Origin of the sequence: Streptomyces cathayae (assembly GCF_029760955.1) — a bacterium.
GTDB lineage: Bacteria > Actinomycetota > Actinomycetes > Streptomycetales > Streptomycetaceae > Streptomyces > Streptomyces cathayae.
Genome location: NZ_CP121682.1, coordinates 6,397,846 through 6,413,749 on the forward strand (window position 1 = coordinate 6,397,846; position 15,904 = coordinate 6,413,749).

The 15,904-nt window shown below is 71.5% G+C and carries 16 protein-coding genes; 12 read left to right on the forward strand and 4 right to left on the reverse strand.

Annotation, left to right across the window (positions count from 1 at the left end):
* Window positions 1–12: 12 nt before the first annotated feature.
* From PYS65_RS29230 to PYS65_RS29285, 12 genes are all read left to right on the forward strand, one after another.
* Window positions 13–1,008 carry a helix-turn-helix transcriptional regulator gene (locus PYS65_RS29230; protein WP_279336933.1) on the forward strand — a complete coding sequence of 332 codons (996 nt, stop codon included), beginning with the start codon at window positions 13–15 and terminating at the stop codon, window positions 1,006–1,008.
* A gap of 61 nt (window positions 1,009–1,069) precedes the next feature.
* Window positions 1,070–1,363, forward strand: a complete 294-nt coding sequence (locus tag PYS65_RS29235; protein WP_109380463.1) for a hypothetical protein — start codon at window positions 1,070–1,072, stop codon at window positions 1,361–1,363.
* A 34-nt stretch (window positions 1,364–1,397) separates the two neighbouring features.
* Window positions 1,398–1,592, forward strand: coding sequence for a hypothetical protein (locus PYS65_RS29240; RefSeq protein ID WP_279336934.1), 195 nt, complete (start codon window positions 1,398–1,400; stop codon window positions 1,590–1,592).
* 252 nt (window positions 1,593–1,844) lie between these two features.
* The gene (gene tatA / locus PYS65_RS29245) at window positions 1,845–2,147 is read left to right on the forward strand and encodes a Sec-independent protein translocase subunit TatA (RefSeq protein WP_279336935.1); all 303 of its coding nucleotides are present in this window, start codon (window positions 1,845–1,847) and stop codon (window positions 2,145–2,147) included.
* A 48-nt stretch (window positions 2,148–2,195) separates the two neighbouring features.
* Entirely contained in the window at window positions 2,196–3,149 is a 954-nt protein-coding gene (gene tatC / locus PYS65_RS29250) for a twin-arginine translocase subunit TatC (protein ID WP_279336936.1), read from the forward strand.
* 31 nt (window positions 3,150–3,180) lie between these two features.
* A complete protein-coding gene (locus PYS65_RS29255) occupies window positions 3,181–4,071 on the forward strand; it encodes a diacylglycerol kinase (protein ID WP_279336937.1) in 891 nt (296 codons plus the stop codon).
* Between the two features lie 40 nt (window positions 4,072–4,111).
* Window positions 4,112–6,967 carry a DEAD/DEAH box helicase gene (locus tag PYS65_RS29260; protein WP_279336938.1) on the forward strand — a complete coding sequence of 952 codons (2,856 nt, stop codon included), beginning with the start codon at window positions 4,112–4,114 and terminating at the stop codon, window positions 6,965–6,967.
* A 535-nt stretch (window positions 6,968–7,502) separates the two neighbouring features.
* Window positions 7,503–9,131, forward strand: coding sequence for a sensor histidine kinase (locus PYS65_RS29265; protein WP_279336939.1), 1,629 nt, complete (start codon window positions 7,503–7,505; stop codon window positions 9,129–9,131).
* Complete coding sequence (locus PYS65_RS29270) at window positions 9,128–9,535, forward strand: roadblock/LC7 domain-containing protein (protein ID WP_202279050.1); 408 nt, start codon at window positions 9,128–9,130, stop codon at window positions 9,533–9,535. The genes PYS65_RS29265 and PYS65_RS29270 overlap by 4 nt, the downstream gene beginning before the upstream one ends.
* The gene (locus PYS65_RS29275) at window positions 9,532–9,936 is read left to right on the forward strand and encodes a DUF742 domain-containing protein (protein ID WP_279336940.1); all 405 of its coding nucleotides are present in this window, start codon (window positions 9,532–9,534) and stop codon (window positions 9,934–9,936) included. The genes PYS65_RS29270 and PYS65_RS29275 overlap by 4 nt, the downstream gene beginning before the upstream one ends.
* Window positions 9,917–10,537: a GTP-binding protein gene (locus tag PYS65_RS29280; protein WP_279336941.1), complete on the forward strand. Its 621-nt coding sequence runs from the start codon at window positions 9,917–9,919 to the stop codon at window positions 10,535–10,537. Before PYS65_RS29275 ends, PYS65_RS29280 begins: the two co-directional genes overlap by 20 nt.
* A 92-nt stretch (window positions 10,538–10,629) precedes the next feature.
* Window positions 10,630–12,195 carry a cytochrome P450 gene (locus PYS65_RS29285; protein WP_279336942.1) on the forward strand — a complete coding sequence of 522 codons (1,566 nt, stop codon included), beginning with the start codon at window positions 10,630–10,632 and terminating at the stop codon, window positions 12,193–12,195.
* Between the two features lie 208 nt (window positions 12,196–12,403).
* On the opposite strand, the gene PYS65_RS29290 is transcribed toward PYS65_RS29285, so the two are convergent.
* The 4 genes from PYS65_RS29290 to PYS65_RS29305 form a co-directional block, all read right to left on the reverse strand.
* On the reverse strand, window positions 12,404–13,357 hold the full coding sequence (locus PYS65_RS29290) for an RluA family pseudouridine synthase (RefSeq protein WP_279336943.1): 954 nt from the start codon (window positions 13,355–13,357) through the stop codon (window positions 12,404–12,406).
* A gap of 19 nt (window positions 13,358–13,376) precedes the next feature.
* On the reverse strand, window positions 13,377–13,664 hold the full coding sequence (locus tag PYS65_RS29295; protein WP_279336944.1) for a hypothetical protein: 288 nt from the start codon (window positions 13,662–13,664) through the stop codon (window positions 13,377–13,379).
* A 159-nt stretch (window positions 13,665–13,823) separates the two neighbouring features.
* The gene (locus PYS65_RS29300) at window positions 13,824–14,678 is read right to left on the reverse strand and encodes a siderophore-interacting protein (protein WP_279336945.1); all 855 of its coding nucleotides are present in this window, start codon (window positions 14,676–14,678) and stop codon (window positions 13,824–13,826) included.
* A gap of 94 nt (window positions 14,679–14,772) precedes the next feature.
* Window positions 14,773–15,702, reverse strand: a complete 930-nt coding sequence (locus tag PYS65_RS29305; RefSeq protein WP_279338114.1) for a 5'-3' exonuclease — start codon at window positions 15,700–15,702, stop codon at window positions 14,773–14,775.
* Window positions 15,703–15,904: the final 202 nt, after the last annotated feature.

A 15,904-nucleotide genomic window follows, 5' to 3' on the forward strand; every position in this document is an offset into this window, starting at 1 on the left:
ACGGACAAGAACGTGGCAGGCAAACCGGTCAGGCCAGTGAACGCCATCGACCAGACCCGGCGGATGCTCTCCCTGGTGACCTATCTGCGGGAGCGCCCCGGCGCCCGGATCGAGGACGTGGCGCGCGCCTTCGGCATCACCGAGGACGAGCTGGTCTCCGACCTCGACGTGCTGCCCATGTGCGGCACCAGCTTCCGCGGCGGTGATCTGCTGGACATCGACACCGACGGCGAGCGCATCTGGTGGCACAACCCGGCGGCCCTCGGGGCGGAGGCGGCCGAGCCGCTGCGGCTGGCGGCCGACGAGGCCACCGCCCTGCTGGTCGCCGCCCGGGCCGTGGCCACGCTGCCCGGACTGCGGGAGAGCGACCGGCAGGCGCTGCTGCGGGCCACCGCCAAGGTGGAGGCGGCGGCCGGTGAGGCGGCGGGCGCCAGCTCCCGGCTGTCGGTGACCTTCGAGTCCGAGGGCGGCGTGTTCGCGGACGTCGACCGGGCCATCGCCGAGCGCCGCAGACTCTGGATCCGCTACTACTCGCCCGCACGCGACGAGCTCAGCGAGCGTGAGATCGATCCCATCCGCCTGGTCAGCGTCGGGCACACCTATGTCGAGGCCTGGTGCCGTCGCTCCGAGGCGCGGCGCACGTTCCGGCTCGACCGGGTCGCCGAGATCCGCATCCTCGACGAACCGTCCGCGCCGCCCGAGGTCGAACTGCGGGACCTGTCGGAGGGGCTGGTACAGCCGGCCGCGGAGGATCCGGAGGTCGTGGTCGAGGTGGGGCCGGGCGGGCGCTGGGTCGCCGAGTACTACCCGCACGACAGCGCGGACGAGCTGGCCGACGGCGGGCTGCGTATCACCTTGCGGACGCCCGACCCGGCGTCGCTGAGACGGCTGGCGCTGCGGCTCGGGCGGGACGGCCGGATCGTCGCGCCGCGCGATCTCGCCGAGAGTGCCCGGCGGGCGGCCCGTGAGGCGCTGGCGGCGTACGACGGGGCCGGGACGGCCGGATGAGCGGACCGCGCGCCGTACGCGTGGTCCGGGGCGGGCAGGACGACAGGCAGGAGCGAGGACTGTGAGCGAGTCGGCGACCTCTGGTGTTCGGGGCATGACGGTGGCGTCCGCGTTCTCCGGGATGAGAAGCGTGGCGCCGGTCGTGTTCCGGGCGGGCTGCCCGGACTGCCGGGGGCGTTTCGAGCTCGCCGCGAGCGCGCTGCGTCTGGTCATAGGCGCCAGCAGACGGACCACTTTCTACTCGTTCACCTGCCCCGCGTGCGAGACCGCGGTCCGCAAGCCGGCCGGAGAGCGGGTCGTCGAGCTGCTCACCGGCGGCGGGGTCAGCACCCTGCGGCTGCACTCCACCGCGTAGGACCTCCGCGGCGGGACGGTCTAGGCTCGACCCCATGTTCTGGCCGATGTTCGCGGTAGCTGTGGGGTTCCTGGGTCTCGTGGTGCTCGGGGTGTTCGCCGTACGGGTCTTCGTCGAGGCGGAGCGGCTCGGCAGACAGGTCACGGACTCGGCGCGGCGCATCAGCAGGGCCGCGGAGGACCTGGAGCGGGCGGCGACCGGCGCGGCCCGCTCGGCGGAGGCCCTCTGAACCGTTTCCGGACCGTCTTCCCGGCCGCTTCGCCCTGTCACCCTGCCGACCCGGGCGGGTACGCTGGCTGACCGCGGCCCGGAGAACGAGGCGCGGACCGCGAACGGGAGTACGCACGGGGATAGCCTCACGTTCACCCCTGAGCGTTACGATCGTCGGCAACACGATTGTCGGACGTGTGTCTGAACGGTCGTACGGTCGGGCACAGCAGCACCCACCCCCCCCGCAGCCTCGGTGAGAAGGTAAAGACTTATGTTCGGTGGAAAGATCGGCGCCCCCGAGATGATTCTCATCCTCGTCGTCATCATCCTGTTGTTCGGTGCGAAGAAGCTTCCGGACATGGCGCGGTCCCTCGGCAAGTCCGCCCGCATCCTCAAGAGCGAGGCGAAGGCGATGAAGGAAGACAAGGGGGACAAGGGGGACGGCTCCTCCGCCCCCGCCGACCCGCCGGCCCCCGGCGACGAGTCCGCGGCGCAGCGCACCATCCAGGCCGCTCCCGGCGACGTGACCAGTTCCCGTCCCGTCGCGGAGCCGACGGACACGACCAAGCGCTGACGCAGGGCCGGACGAGCTCCGGCCCGCCGCACGAGATGGGAACGTGGGTTGCCCAAGTCTGCCCGCAAGCAGGAGAGGGATCCCGAGGGACGGATGCCCCTCGCGGAGCATCTTCGTGAACTCCGCAACCGGCTCGCGAAGGCGCTGCTGGCTATCGTCCTGGTGACGATCGGCGCGGCCTTCTTCTACTACGACATCATCAACTTCTTCACCGAACCGGTGCTCAAGTCGGTCGGATGCGGACAGTCCTTCGAGGACCTGGCCCACTCGACGCAGGCCAAGGAGCAGCCGTGCGCGATGATCACGATCAACGGCCTGCTCACGCCGTTCACGCTGGCGCTGAAGGTCTCCCTGACGGCCGGCGTCGTCCTGGCCTCGCCGGTCTGGCTCTACCAGTTGTGGTCCTTCATCGCCCCCGGACTGCACAAGCACGAGAAGAAGTACGCCTACGGGTTCGTCGCCACGGGCTTCCCGCTCTTCCTCAGTGGTGCCTACTTCGCCTACCAGGTGCTGCCGACCACGGCGAAGGTGCTCATCGAGTTCACGCCGTTCGACGTCGACAACCTGCTGCCGCTGGACGACCTGCTCGACCTCGTCACGCGCATGGTGATCGTCTTCGGCCTCTCCTTCGAGCTGCCGCTGCTGCTGGTCATGCTCAACTTCAGCGGAGTGCTGACCGGTAAGCGCATGCTCGGCTGGTGGCGCGGCATGATCATGGGCATCACGCTGTTCGCGGCCATCGCCACGCCGAGCACGGACCCGCTGACCATGATCATGCTTGCCGTGCCGATCTGGGTCCTGTACTTCGGCGCCGTCGGCGTCGCCCTGTTCAACGACCGCCGCAGGCGCCGCCTGGAGGAGATGGGCCCCGCCGACGACGAGGCCTCCGAGCTGGACCTGACCCCCGAGGACATCGGCGAGGTCGAACCCGTCTCGGCCCGGCGCGCCCTGCCCGAGCAGGGGGGAACGGACCGGGTCAACGGTTATGACGACGTGACCTGAGGAGCGGGTCGAACCTCGTAAGGTCACTCCCGTGACCAGCGAGATCACCCTCTTCGTCAACCCCACCGCGGGTCGCGGCCGGGGCGCCCGTGCGGCGCGGCCGGCCGCTTCCGCGTTGCGCGCGGCCGGTTTCTCCGTGCGGACCGTGCTCGGCGAGGACGCGGCGGACGCCCTCGCCCGCGCGCGGGGCGCCGTGGAGGAGGGCACCGGCGCCCTGATCGCCGTCGGCGGTGACGGCATGGTGAACCTGGCCCTGCAGGCCGTCGTCGGCACCGGCACCCCGCTCGGCCTGGTCGCCGTCGGCACCGGCAACGACTTCGCCCGCTCCCTGGGCATGCCCCTGCGGGAACCGGCCGCCGCGGGCCGGATGATCGCCGACGCCCTCAAGTGCGGGCGGGTGCGCGACGTCGACCTGGGGCGGGTCGGCGACCGCTGGTTCGGAGCCGTCCTCGCCTCCGGGTTCGACTCCCGGGTCAACGACCGCGGCAACCGGATGCGGCTGCCGGCGGGGCGCTTCAAGTACGACCTCGCCGTCGTCGCCGAACTCGCGGCGCTGCGCCCGATCCCGTACCGGATCACCCTCGACGACGGCGCCGTCCGCGAGGTCGAGGCGACGCTGGTCGCCGTCGGCAACGGGGCGTCGTACGGCGGCGGCATGCGGATCTGTCCCGGCGCCGACCTCACGGACGGGCTGTTCGACGTCACCGTGGTCGGCGACTGCGGCCGGGCCAGGCTGCTGCGGGTGTTCCCGACGGTGTACCGGGGCACTCACGTCGACCTTCCCGAGGTCAGCGTGTTCCGGGCGTCGAGGGTGGAGCTGGCGGCCGAGGGGGTCACCGGGTACGCGGACGGCGAGCCGGTCGGGCCGCTGCCGCTGACCGCGCACTGTGTCCGTGGCGCGGTACGGGTCGTGGGCCCCTGAGCTGGGCGTACCGCGGGCCCGACGGGAACGGATCCGGATAATGATCGTCCTGTTGTCAGTGCGGCCCGGTACGCTCGAGAGCACGATGACAGAGGACCTCTCACCGGCCGAGCGGTACGCGGCAGCACGCAGGCGCGCTGTCGAGCAGGCCACCGCACTCGCCTCCTTCCGCGAGATGTACGACTTCGGCCTCGACCCCTTCCAGATCGAGGCCTGCCAGGCGCTCGAAGCGGGGAAGGGCGTGCTGGTGGCCGCGCCCACCGGCTCCGGCAAGACGATCGTCGGCGAGTTCGCCGTCCACCTCGCCCTCCAGCAGGGCAAGAAGTGCTTCTACACGACCCCCATCAAGGCGCTGTCGAACCAGAAGTACACCGACCTGTGCCGCCGTTACGGCACCGACAAGGTCGGTCTGCTCACCGGCGACAACAGCATCAACTCCGGCGCCCCCGTGGTCGTGATGACCACCGAGGTGCTGCGGAACATGCTGTACGCGGGCTCGCAGACGCTCCTCGGCCTCGGATACGTGGTCATGGACGAGGTGCACTACCTCTCCGACCGCTTCCGGGGTGCCGTCTGGGAGGAAGTGATCATCCACCTCCCCGAGTCGGTGACCCTGGTGTCACTGTCGGCGACGGTGTCGAACGCCGAGGAGTTCGGCGACTGGCTGGACACCGTCCGCGGCGACACCGAGGTGATCGTCTCCGAGCACCGGCCCGTGCCGTTGTTCCAGCACGTGCTCGCCGGGCGACGGATCTACGACCTGTTCGAGGAGGGCGAGGGCCGCAAGAAGGCCGTGAACCCCGACCTCGTGCGGATGGCCCGGATGGAGGCGACCCGCCCGTCGTGGGGCGACCGGCGCCGCGGCCGCACCATGCGTGAGGCGGACCGGGAGCGTGAGCGCAGACAGCGCTCACGGGTCTGGACACCGGGCCGCCCCGAGGTGATCGAGCGGCTCGACGCCCAGGGCCTGCTGCCCGCCATCACCTTCATCTTCAGCCGTGCCGCCTGCGAGGCCGCCGTCCAGCAGTGCCTGTACGCGGGCCTCAGGCTCAACGACGACCAGGCGAGGGAGCGGGTCCGCTCCCTCGTCGAGGAGCGCACCGCCTCCATTCCGGCCGAGGACCTGCACGTCCTCGGCTACTACGAGTGGCTGGAGGGCCTGGAGCGCGGCATCGCGGCCCACCACGCGGGCATGCTGCCGACGTTCAAGGAGGTCGTCGAGGAACTGTTCGTCCGCGGCCTGGTCAAGGCGGTCTTCGCGACCGAGACCCTCGCCCTCGGCATCAACATGCCCGCCCGCTCGGTGGTGCTGGAGAAGCTCGTCAAGTGGAACGGCGAGCAGCACGCCGACATCACCCCCGGCGAGTACACCCAGTTGACCGGCCGGGCCGGCCGGCGCGGCATCGACGTCGAGGGCCACGCGGTCGTGCTGTGGCAGCGCGGCATGAACCCCGAACACCTCGCGGGACTGGCCGGCACGCGTACGTATCCGCTGCGGTCCAGCTTCAAGCCGTCGTACAACATGGCGGTCAACCTGGTCGAGCAGTTCGGCCGGCACCGCTCGCGCGAGCTGCTGGAGACGTCGTTCGCGCAGTTCCAGGCGGACAAGTCGGTGGTCGGCATCTCGCGGCAGGTGCAGCGCAACGAGGAGGGCCTCGAGGGCTACCAGGCCTCCATGACCTGCCACCTCGGTGACTTCGAGGAGTACGCGCGGCTGCGCCGCGACCTCAAGGACCGGGAGACGGAGCTGGCCCGCGAGGGCGTGGCGCAGCGGCGCGCGGAGGCGGCCGTCGCGCTGGAGAAGCTCAAGCCCGGTGACGTCATCCACGTGCCCACCGGCAAGTACGCGGGGCTGGCGCTGGTCCTCGACCCCGGGCTGCCCGCGGGCCGTGCGGGCGGCCACCGCGGCGTCGAGTACCACGACGGTCCGCGCCCCCTGGTGCTGACCGCGGAGCGGCAGGTCAAGCGGCTGGCGTCGATCGACTTCCCGGTGCCCGTCGAGGCGCTGGAGCGGATGCGCATCCCGAAGTCGTTCAACGCGCGCTCACCGCAGTCCCGTCGGGACCTGGCCTCCGCCCTGCGCACCAAGGCCGGGCACATCGTGCCGGAGCGGCACCGCAAGGGGCGTTCCCCGGCGGCCGACGACCGGGAGATCACCCGGCTGCGCAAGGAGATCCGGGCGCATCCGTGCCACGGCTGCGACGACCGGGAGGACCACGCCCGCTGGGCCGAGCGCTACCACCGGCTGCGGCGGGACACCGCGCAGCTGGAGCGGCGCATCGAGGGCCGGACGAACACCATCGCCCGCACCTTCGACCGCATCGTCGCCCTGCTGACCGAGTTGGACTATCTGCGGGGCGACGAGGTCACCGAGCACGGCAAGCGGCTCGCCCGGCTGTACGGCGAACTCGACCTGCTGGCCAGCGAATGCCTGCGCGAGGGCGTCTGGGAGCAACTGGGCCCGGCCGAACTGGCCGCCTGTGTCTCGGCGCTGGTGTACGAGGCCCGGGTCAGCGACGACGCGATGGCGCCCAAGGTGCCCACCGGCAAGGCGAAGGCCGCGCTCGGCGAGATGGTCCGCATCTGGGGGCGCCTCGACGCCCTGGAGGAGGACTTCCGGATCACCCAGACCGAAGGCGTGGGGCAGCGCGAGCCCGACCTCGGTTTTGCCTGGGCGGCCTACATGTGGGCGTCCGGCACGGGCCTCGACGAGGTGCTGCGTGAGGCGGAGATGCCGGCGGGGGACTTCGTGCGCTGGTGCAAGCAGGTCATCGACGTGCTGGGCCAGATCTCGGCCGCGGCACCGGCGGTGGAGGGCTCGACGGTCGCGAAGAACGCCCGCAAGGCGGTGGAGGCGCTGCTGAGGGGAGTGGTGGCCTACTCGTCCGTGGGCTGACCGCCCCCGGCGCTCCACCCCGCCGGCCCGGCCCGCCCGGCCCGGGTCCGCCCCGTCCCGTCCGGTACGCCGTGAAGCCCGGCGCGCTCCGTGCGCGCCGGGCTTCTGCGTCCGGTGCGCCCCTGCCGGGAGCATGACGCGGTGGTTCCATGGGCAGAATCGGGACCCGCACGGCCCCGGGCGCCCCGCCCCTTCTTCGCGGTCCTCGGGTTCCTCGCGCCACCGCGCGGCGCGCACGCCCTTCACCCTTCACGGTGAGTGAATATCGCACGTCCGTACGTGATGACGCAGGGTGTTCGACCGGAATCGCAGCGTGTAAATGGGCTCCAGAGTACTCCTGCCCCAGCGGCCGTTTCCGGCACTTGCTGAATATGACACGGCGATGATCCGGTCGGACTAAGCTCGCCCGCAGCGCACCGAGTTGGGATGGATTCGTGCGTTTGTTCCCCGTTGTGTGGATGTCTTCCGCGGTTTCCTGATCCAGCACATCTCGTATGTCCCCCCGACCGCCAGCCGATTCGTTCCAGAGGCCTACATGGTGAGTGTCCAATCCCCGCCCGTTCGCCGTGAACTTCCCTATGCGCGCGTGCTGTTGCTCCCCGCCGTACTGATGGCCGCGGCAACCGGAGCCGCCGTCGCCCTGGTGACGGAGCCCGCCCGGATCGCCGTCGGCGTGTGCGGTGCCGTCGCCACCCTGCTGGTGACCGCCGCCGCGGCCGAGGCGGTACGCCGCGGCCGTCTCCTGCGGGACGAGCGTGCCGGGCACGATCGTCACCGTGCGTATCTGGAGGCGCGGATCGCCGCCCACGAAACGGAGACGCTGCACTTCACGGACGCCGTCGTGCCCGAGGCCCTGGACTTCCTGCACCGCGGAAACACCCCCAGGGAGGTGCTCCTCCACCTCAAGGAGGTCAACCCGGCCTGGCGTGATCTGCCCCGGTACCAGATCGAACTCCTCAAGACGATGCTGAAGATCATCGACGACGAGGAAGCACTGCGCGACTCCTCCCAGCGCTCCTTCGTCAGCATCGCCCGCCGCGTCCAGGCGATCGTCCATCAGCAGGCCAAGGAACTGAGGGAGATGGAGGAGGACCACGGCCGCAACCCCGAGGTCTTCGACGACCTGCTCCGCATCGACCACGGCACCGCGATGATCGGCCGCCTCGCCGACTCCATCTCCGTACTCGGCGGCGGCCGTCCCGGACGCCAGTGGCCCCAGCCGGTCGCCCTCTACAGCGTGCTGCGCGGCGCCATGTCCCGCATCCTCGAGTACCGCCGCATCGACCTGAAGTCCATCGCCAAGGTCAACATCAAGGGCATCTCCGTCGAGCCCGTCATCCACGCCGTCGCCGAACTCCTCGACAACGCCACGCGGTACTCGCCGCCCCACACCAAGGTCCACGTCACCGCCATCGAGGTGCAGACCGGCGTCGCCATCGAGATCGAGGACGCCGGAGTCAGCCTCGACGAGCAGGCCCGGACCCGGATCGAGACCAAACTGGAGCAGGCCAAGGCCGGTGTCGACCTCCAGGACCTCGGGGTCAGCCCGCGCCTGGGCCTCGCCGTCATCGGCCGGCTCTGCTCCGGCTACGACATGCAGGTCTCACTGCGGGCCTCCGCCTACGGCGGCGTCCGCGCCGTCCTCGTCGTGCCGAGCGACATGATGACCACCGAACCCGGCGTCGGCCTCGCCCACGGCATCGGGGCGACCGCGGTGCCCCTGCAGATCGACGCGCTCCCGGGCCCCCAGCGCGCTCCCAAGAAGCGCCGCCCCACCAGCCCGACCGTCCCCACCACCGTCTCCATGGAGGACGAGGTCCCCGTGGTCACCGAGTGGACCGCGGGCGGCCTGCCGCAGCGCCGCAGCCGGGTGAAGACCCCGCTGTCCCAGCGGTACGCCGAACGGGCCGCCGCCGAACGGGCCGAACGGGAGGCCGCCGAACGGGGCGAGACCGTGCAGTCCCCCTGGGCGACGCCCGAGCCCGCGAAGCCGAAGGACGACCGCGAACCCGGGCTGTGGGTCGACGCGTTCTGGGACGGACTGAAGAAGGACCTCGAACCCGGCGTCCACCCCACCGACTTCACCCGGAACCCGACCGCGTACCTGCATCTGATCAACGAACCGGCCCGTACCGAGGCCGACGACGAGGGGGACCTGAAGTGATCCAGCAACGCGCCAACTTCGACTGGATGCTCAAGGAGCTCGCCGACGGCGTACCCGGCGTCGAGATGATCGTGGTCCTCTCGGCGGACGGCCTGCGCATCGCCCGCTACGGCGGCGAGCCGGACGCCGCCGACCGGGTCGCCGCGGCCTGCGCCGGCGTGCAGAGCCTCGCCGGCGCCGTTGCCGGGGAACTCCCGCGCAGCGACGGCGAGATGAAGATGGTGATCATCGAGATCAACGGCGGCTACTTCTATCTGATGGCCGCCGGCGCCAACGCCTACCTCGCGGTGCTCTCCGACATGACCTGCGAACCCGGGCGGATGGGGGCCATGATGCGCGACCTCGTCGTCCGCATCGGCGCCCACCTCACCAGTCCGCCCCGCCGGAACGGGCAGACCGTATGACGCCTCCACAACGCCAGAGGCACGCCCCCGGGGAGAGCCCCCCTCCGGAACCGGCCCAGGCCAAGGAAGGCGAGCTGCCCAACCCGGAACGGCTGTACGTCGTCGCCGGGGCGGACGGGAACCGCGCGGACCTCGACCTCGTCACGCTGATCGTGGCGCGGGTCGAGGACCCGCCGCCCTCCGCCACACCCGAGCAGGCGGCACTGCTCCGGCTCTGTGCCGCCCCCCTGTCCGTGGCCGAGCTCTCGGCCTACCTCAGCCTGCCGTTCAGCGTGGTGACCGTGCTGCTCACCGAGATGCTGACGGCGGAACTGGTGCAGGAACGCGCCCCGATCGCCCGTCAGGCGCTTCCCGACCGTTCCCTTCTCGAAGCGGTGATGCATGGACTTCAAAGGCTCTGAGACCATCCCGGGCCCACGGACCGAGGATCAGCTGCCGCACACGGCCGAGGCCGCGGCGAAGATCGTCATCGTGGGCGGGTTCGGGGTCGGCAAGACGACCATGGTCGGGTCGGTCAGCGAGATCAAGCCGCTGACCACCGAGGAGACCATGACCCAGGCCGGCGTCGGAGTCGACGACAACTTCGGTTCCGCGACCAAGACGGCCACCACGGTGGCCATGGACTTCGGGCGCATCAAGATCAGCGACCAGCTGGTGCTCTACCTCTTCGGCACCCCGGGCCAGGAGCGGTTCTGGTTCCTGTGGAACGGGCTGTTCGAGGGGGCGCTCGGCGCGGTGGTGCTGGTCGACACGCGGCGCCTCGAAGTCAGCTTCGACGTCATGGGACGGCTGGAGGAACGCGGGGTGCCGTTCGTCGTCGCCGTCAACTCCTTCCCGGGGGCGCCCCGTTACCCGCTGAAGGACCTGCGTACGGCGCTCGATCTGTCCGAGGACGTTCCCATCATGGAGTGCGATGTGCGACGCCGGGCCTCCAGCCGGGACGTCCTGATGACGCTGATGCGGTTCCTGCACTCGCTCGCCATGACGAGGTCGCTCGCCTGACCCCGCCGTCCGGCCCGCCCCGTCGCGCCGTGTGCCCCGAACCGCCTCGTCCCCCCGCCCTCTGCTCTTCCTCCCTTTCCGGAGCGACCACTGTGACGCCTGAATCCCACTCCCCGGCCGGAACGGACGCCCCCCGGCTCGGCCCGCCCCCCGGCTGCCCCGCGCACGGCCTGGGTCCCGGAGGGCTGCCCCGGCTGCACGAGTCGGCGGACCTGAAGAAGCTGTACGAGGAACTCCGCGCCGAACACGGCCCCGTGGCCCCGGCGCTGCTCCACGACGACGTGCCCGTGTGGGTGGTCCTCGGTCACGCCGAGAACCTGCACATGGTGCGCACCCCCGCGCAGTACACCAAGGACAGCCGTATCTGGTCCCCGCTCCGGGACGGCCTGGTCAAACCCGACCACCCGCTGATGCCGCACATCGCCTGGCAGCCGATGTGCGCCCACGCCGAGGGCGACGAACACAAGCGGCTGCGCGGCGTGATCGACTTCGCCGTGTCGACCATCGACTTCCGCAGTCTGCGCCGACACATCAACCGCTGCACCCAGCGTCTCGTCAACCGGTTCTGCGAAGTGGGCGAGGCCGAGGTCGTCAGCCAGTTCGCCGAGCACCTGCCGATGGCCGTGATGTGCCACGTCCTGGGCATGCCCGACGAGTACAACGACCGGATGGTCGAGGCGGCCCGTGACATGCTCAGGGGCACCGAGACCGCCATCGCCAGCAACGAGTACATCATGGGCGCCCTGAGCCGGCTCACCGCGCGCCGCAGGGCGGAGCAGCGGGAGGACTTCGCCAGTCATCTCGTCACCCACCCGGCCGGGCTGACCGACGACGAGGTCAGGGAGCACCTGCGGGTGGTGCTCATCGCCGCCTACGAGTCGACGGCCAACCTCCTCGCCAACGTGCTGCGCACGGTGCTGGTCGACCCGCGCTTCCGCGCCCAGCTCAACGGCGGGCAGATGACGGTGCCGGAGGCGGTCGAGCAACTGCTGTGGGACGAACCGCCGTTCAGCACCATCTTCGCCTACTTCGCCAAGCAGGAGACGGAACTCGGCGGCCAGCGCATCCGCAAGGGCGACGGTCTGCTGTTCGCTCCCGCCCCGGCCAACGTGGACCCGCGGGTACGCCCGGACCCCGCCGCCCACATGCAGGGCAACCGCTCCCACCTGGCCTTCGGCGGCGGCCCGCACGAGTGCCCCGGACAGGACATCGGGCGCGCCATCGCCGAGATCGGCGTCGACGCGCTGCTGATGCGGCTGCCCGACCTCGAACTCGACGTCGACGACGAGGACCTGCGCCACGCCGAGTCCATCGCCTCCCGGCATCTCATCGAGCTGCCCGTCCAGTTCATGCCCAGGCCGCCCCAGGAGGTGACCCAGCAGCCGAACCACGACCACCGGCCGTCCCCACGGCCCGACTGGCACATCGGCGCCCCCGAGCCGGAGCGGCAGGCCACGCCGTCGCCCGCCGTCCGCCCCGAGCCGGACGTCCGCCCCGAGCCGTTCGGGCACCACGACGTTCCCGCGCCGCGGTCCCCGGCCCCGCCACAGCCCGCCGGGCCGGTGGCGGAACCGGCGACGACCGCGACCGCGGCCGCCGAACCCGCCCGCCCGGCCGGCGCCTGGCACCGCTTCCTGCGGTGGTGGGGCGGTGACTGAACACGTGCCTGGTGCTCCACTCTGAAGGGCGGGGCACCGGACATCCTCGCCGAGCGGCCCGTAGAGACGCGGTGTCACTGCTGATGTCGCCCCTGTGGAGGTCTTGTAAGACCATCTCCGGGTGGCAAGGGCCTGTGAAGCAGGAACCCGAGGGAGTGCCGCGTGGCGGTGCTGACCGCAATCGCCTGCGTTCAGGCAGGCGAGGGCGTCAACGACCGGCTGCCCACTGCTCGTACGAGGTCCAGGCCGCGAGCGTCCGGCGACTGTGCAGCCGGTGCTCCACGCCCGTCACCGGATCGGTGAACTCCAGCGTCCGTGCCAGCAGTTGCAGCGGGCGCCGGAAATCACCGGCCGGGACGGGCGCGGTCACCTCGGGGTACAGCGGGTCGCCGAGGATCGGCACGCCCAGAGCGCTCATGTGCACCCGCAGCTGATGGGTCTGCCCGGTACCGGGCACCAGCCGGTACCGGGCCGGTCCGTCCGCCCGGTGGCCCAGGAGCTCGACCCGGCTCAGCGCGTTCGGCTCCCCCTCGACCTCGCGGGCGGTCAGCACCCCGCGCTCCTTCACGATCCGGCTGCGCACGGTCCGGGGCAGGGCGAGCGCGGGATCGTGCGGGGCGACGGCCTCGTACTCCTTGTGCACCCGCCGGTCCCGGAACAGCGTCTGGTACGCGCCGCGCTCCTCGGGCCGCACGGTGAACAGCACCAGCCCCGCGGTGAGCCGGTCGAGGCGGTGCGCGGCACCCAGCAGGGGGATGCCGAGCTCGCGGCGCAGCCGCGCCAGCGCGGTCTCGGAGACATGGCTGCCACGCGGTGTGGTGGCCAGGAAGTGGGGCTTGTCGGCGACGACGACGTGCTCGTCCCGGTACACGATCTCCAGCGGGAAGGGCACCGGCACCTCGGCGGGCAGCTCCCGGTGGAACCACACGTACAGCCCCGGCGCGTACGGGGTGTCCGCCGGTACGGGCCGCCCGTCCGCCCCCACGATCAGCCCCGCGTCGAACATGCCGTCGACGGCCCCGGAGCCGATCGGGAGCCGGGCCACCAGATGCTCCCGCACGGTGGCCCCCGGCCCCGCCGCGGGCAGCCTCAGCCGCACCGGGTCCACACCGTCGCGCTGCGGCAGCGGGGAGGGCGGAAGGATCCGGCGTCTGCGTCTCACGAGGGCCAAGGTTACGGCCCTACATGTCCGCCCCGCCCTGCTCCTCGTGCCGTACCGCCTGCTTGACCTCGGCCTCGACCACGTGGCGTGGCTTTCCCTCGGCCCGCGCGAATTCGCTCACCGCCAGCTGGACGTCCCGGGCGAGGTCGCGCCAGGCCCGCCAGGCGGTCTCCCAGGTGCTGGTCTGCTGCCCGCTCCACCTGGTCTGGGTGGGCGGCCCGTAGGTATCCTGCAGATGGCGTACGCGGACATGCGCCTCGTCCGCCGCGCGCTGCTTGGCCACAAGTTCTTCGAAGGTGTCTGCCACGCGCCCGGATCCTCGGCCAGCGCCCCGGCCCGGTCGGCCTCGCCACGCCGTCCGCCGCGGCGCGGGTCCCAGGGTTCACCCGACCGGCGCCGCCACGCACGGCGCCCGTTCCGGCCGGGCGGACCGGACGCCGCCGGTCCGGGTTCCCAGTGCGGAGGGTCAGGAGGCCGCCGCCTGCTGCGGTGTCTGCTCCTGCTCCGCCTCGACCCGGGTGTTCCACTCCTGCTTCGAGGCCTGCCAGCCGTCCTCGTTGTGCCCGAGCCGCCAGTAGCCGGAGATCGAGAGGTCCTCGCGCGGGATCTGCCGCTCGATCCGCAGCAGACGGCGCAGTTCCTTGACGAAGTGCGCCTCGCCGTGGACGAAGGCCTGCACCCGGCCCTCGGGGAACTCCAGGTCCCGCACGGCCTCCACCAGCGCCTCGCCGACCGGGCGGTCCCCGCGGTGCAGCCAGGTGACCGTCACCTCGGAGTCGATCTTCTGCTCCTCCTGGGGGCCGTCGATCTCCACGAAGACATGTGCTCTGGCCCCGCTCGGCATCGCCTCGAGCGACCGGGCGATCGCGGGCAGCGCGCTCTCGTCGCCCGCCAGCAGATGCCAGTCGGCGGCCGGGTCGGGAGCGTAGACGCCGCCGGGTCCGATGAGGAACACGGTCTCGCCCGGCAGGACCCGCAGGGCCCACGGGCCGGCCAGCCCCTCGTCCCCGTGGATCACGAAGTCCAGGGTCAGCTCACGCTGCTCGGCGTCCCAGTGGCGCACGGTGTAGGTCCGGGTCACCGGCCACTGGTCGCGCGGGAACTCCTCACGGATCCGCTTCATGTCGAACGGCTCCGGGTAGGTGACGCCCTCGGCCGGGAACAACAGCTTCACGTAGTGGTCGGTGGCCGTGTCCGCCGAGAAGTCGGCCAGACCGTCACCGCCCAGCACCACGCGCCGCATGTGCGGGGTCAGCTGCTCGGTGCGGATCACCTGCCCGGAGTGCGGCTTGCGCGGCTGGCGTCCCGGTCGCTCTGCCATGGAGGCTCCCTGTTGTTTGGTTAGGTTTACCTAACCTAACACCTTTGTCCAGGGGATTCCTCCTGCCCGCGGGCCGCCGCCCCCGGTGCGGCCCCTACCGCCCGAGGGTCGTCAGCAGCCGCTCCAGGGACCCGCCCAGGCCCCAGCGGGCCGCCAGTGCCCGTACGGCCTCCGGATCGCGGGGCGCCCGCGGCAGCGCCGTGTCGACGTCCGGGAGCGGCACGTCGTCCGCGACCCGGACGACCTTGGGCGCGACCGCCAGGTAGGGCAGCGCCTCGGTGAGGCGCTTGCGCTGGGTCGGGGTGAGCCGGGCCCCCGGATCGTCCACCGCCGCCAGGATCCCGGCCAGGTCGCCGAACTCGGCCAGCAGCTTGGCCGCCGTCTTCTCGCCGACGCCCGGCACGCCGGGCAGGCCGTCGCTCGGGTCGCCGCGCAGCAGCGCCAGATCCGCGTACCCCGCCCCGCCGACCCCGTACTTCTCGCGCAGTACGGCCTCGTCGGTGGCCTGGAGCGTGCCGACGCCCTTCAGCGGATACAGCACCCGCACCCCCCGCGCGTCGTCCACCAGCTGGTACAGGTCGCGGTCGCCGGTGACGATGTCGACCGGACCGCGCGCCCGCGTGGTGAACGTGCCGATGACGTCGTCCGCCTCGTACTCGGCGACCCCCACGCGCGCGATGCCGATGGCGTCCAGGACGGCCTCGATGACCGGCACCTGCGGGGACAGGGTGTCGGGCACCTCCTCCTCGTCGGGGCCCGAGGGGCGTTCCTCGGCGACGCGGTGCGCCTTGTAGGAGGGGATCAGCTCCACCCGCCACTTCGGACGCCAGTCGGCGTCCATGCACGCCACCAGATCGGCCGGCCGGTGGTCCTTGACCAGGCGGTCGATGAAGTCGAGCAGTCCGCGCACGGCGTTCACCGGCGTGCCGTCCGGGGCTCTGACCGAGTCCGGGACGCCGAAGTAGGCGCGGAAGTAGAGGGAGGCGGTGTCGAGGAGCATGAGTCGTCCGGTCACGTTCCGCATCATGCCGTACGCCACCGACAGTGCCCCCGCGGCCGCGTGACGGTGAGCGCGGGATGCGCGACGCGTCGCGTCATGCGCTTCCCCTGTGAAACAGGACACACGTTTGTTCTGGCCGAAACAGGAAAGGCGCCGCCACGGAGCGATGCCGGTTGCAGGTTCAACTGTTCAGAACCGCGTGAGCCTACCGCCGGGCATCGCTCCT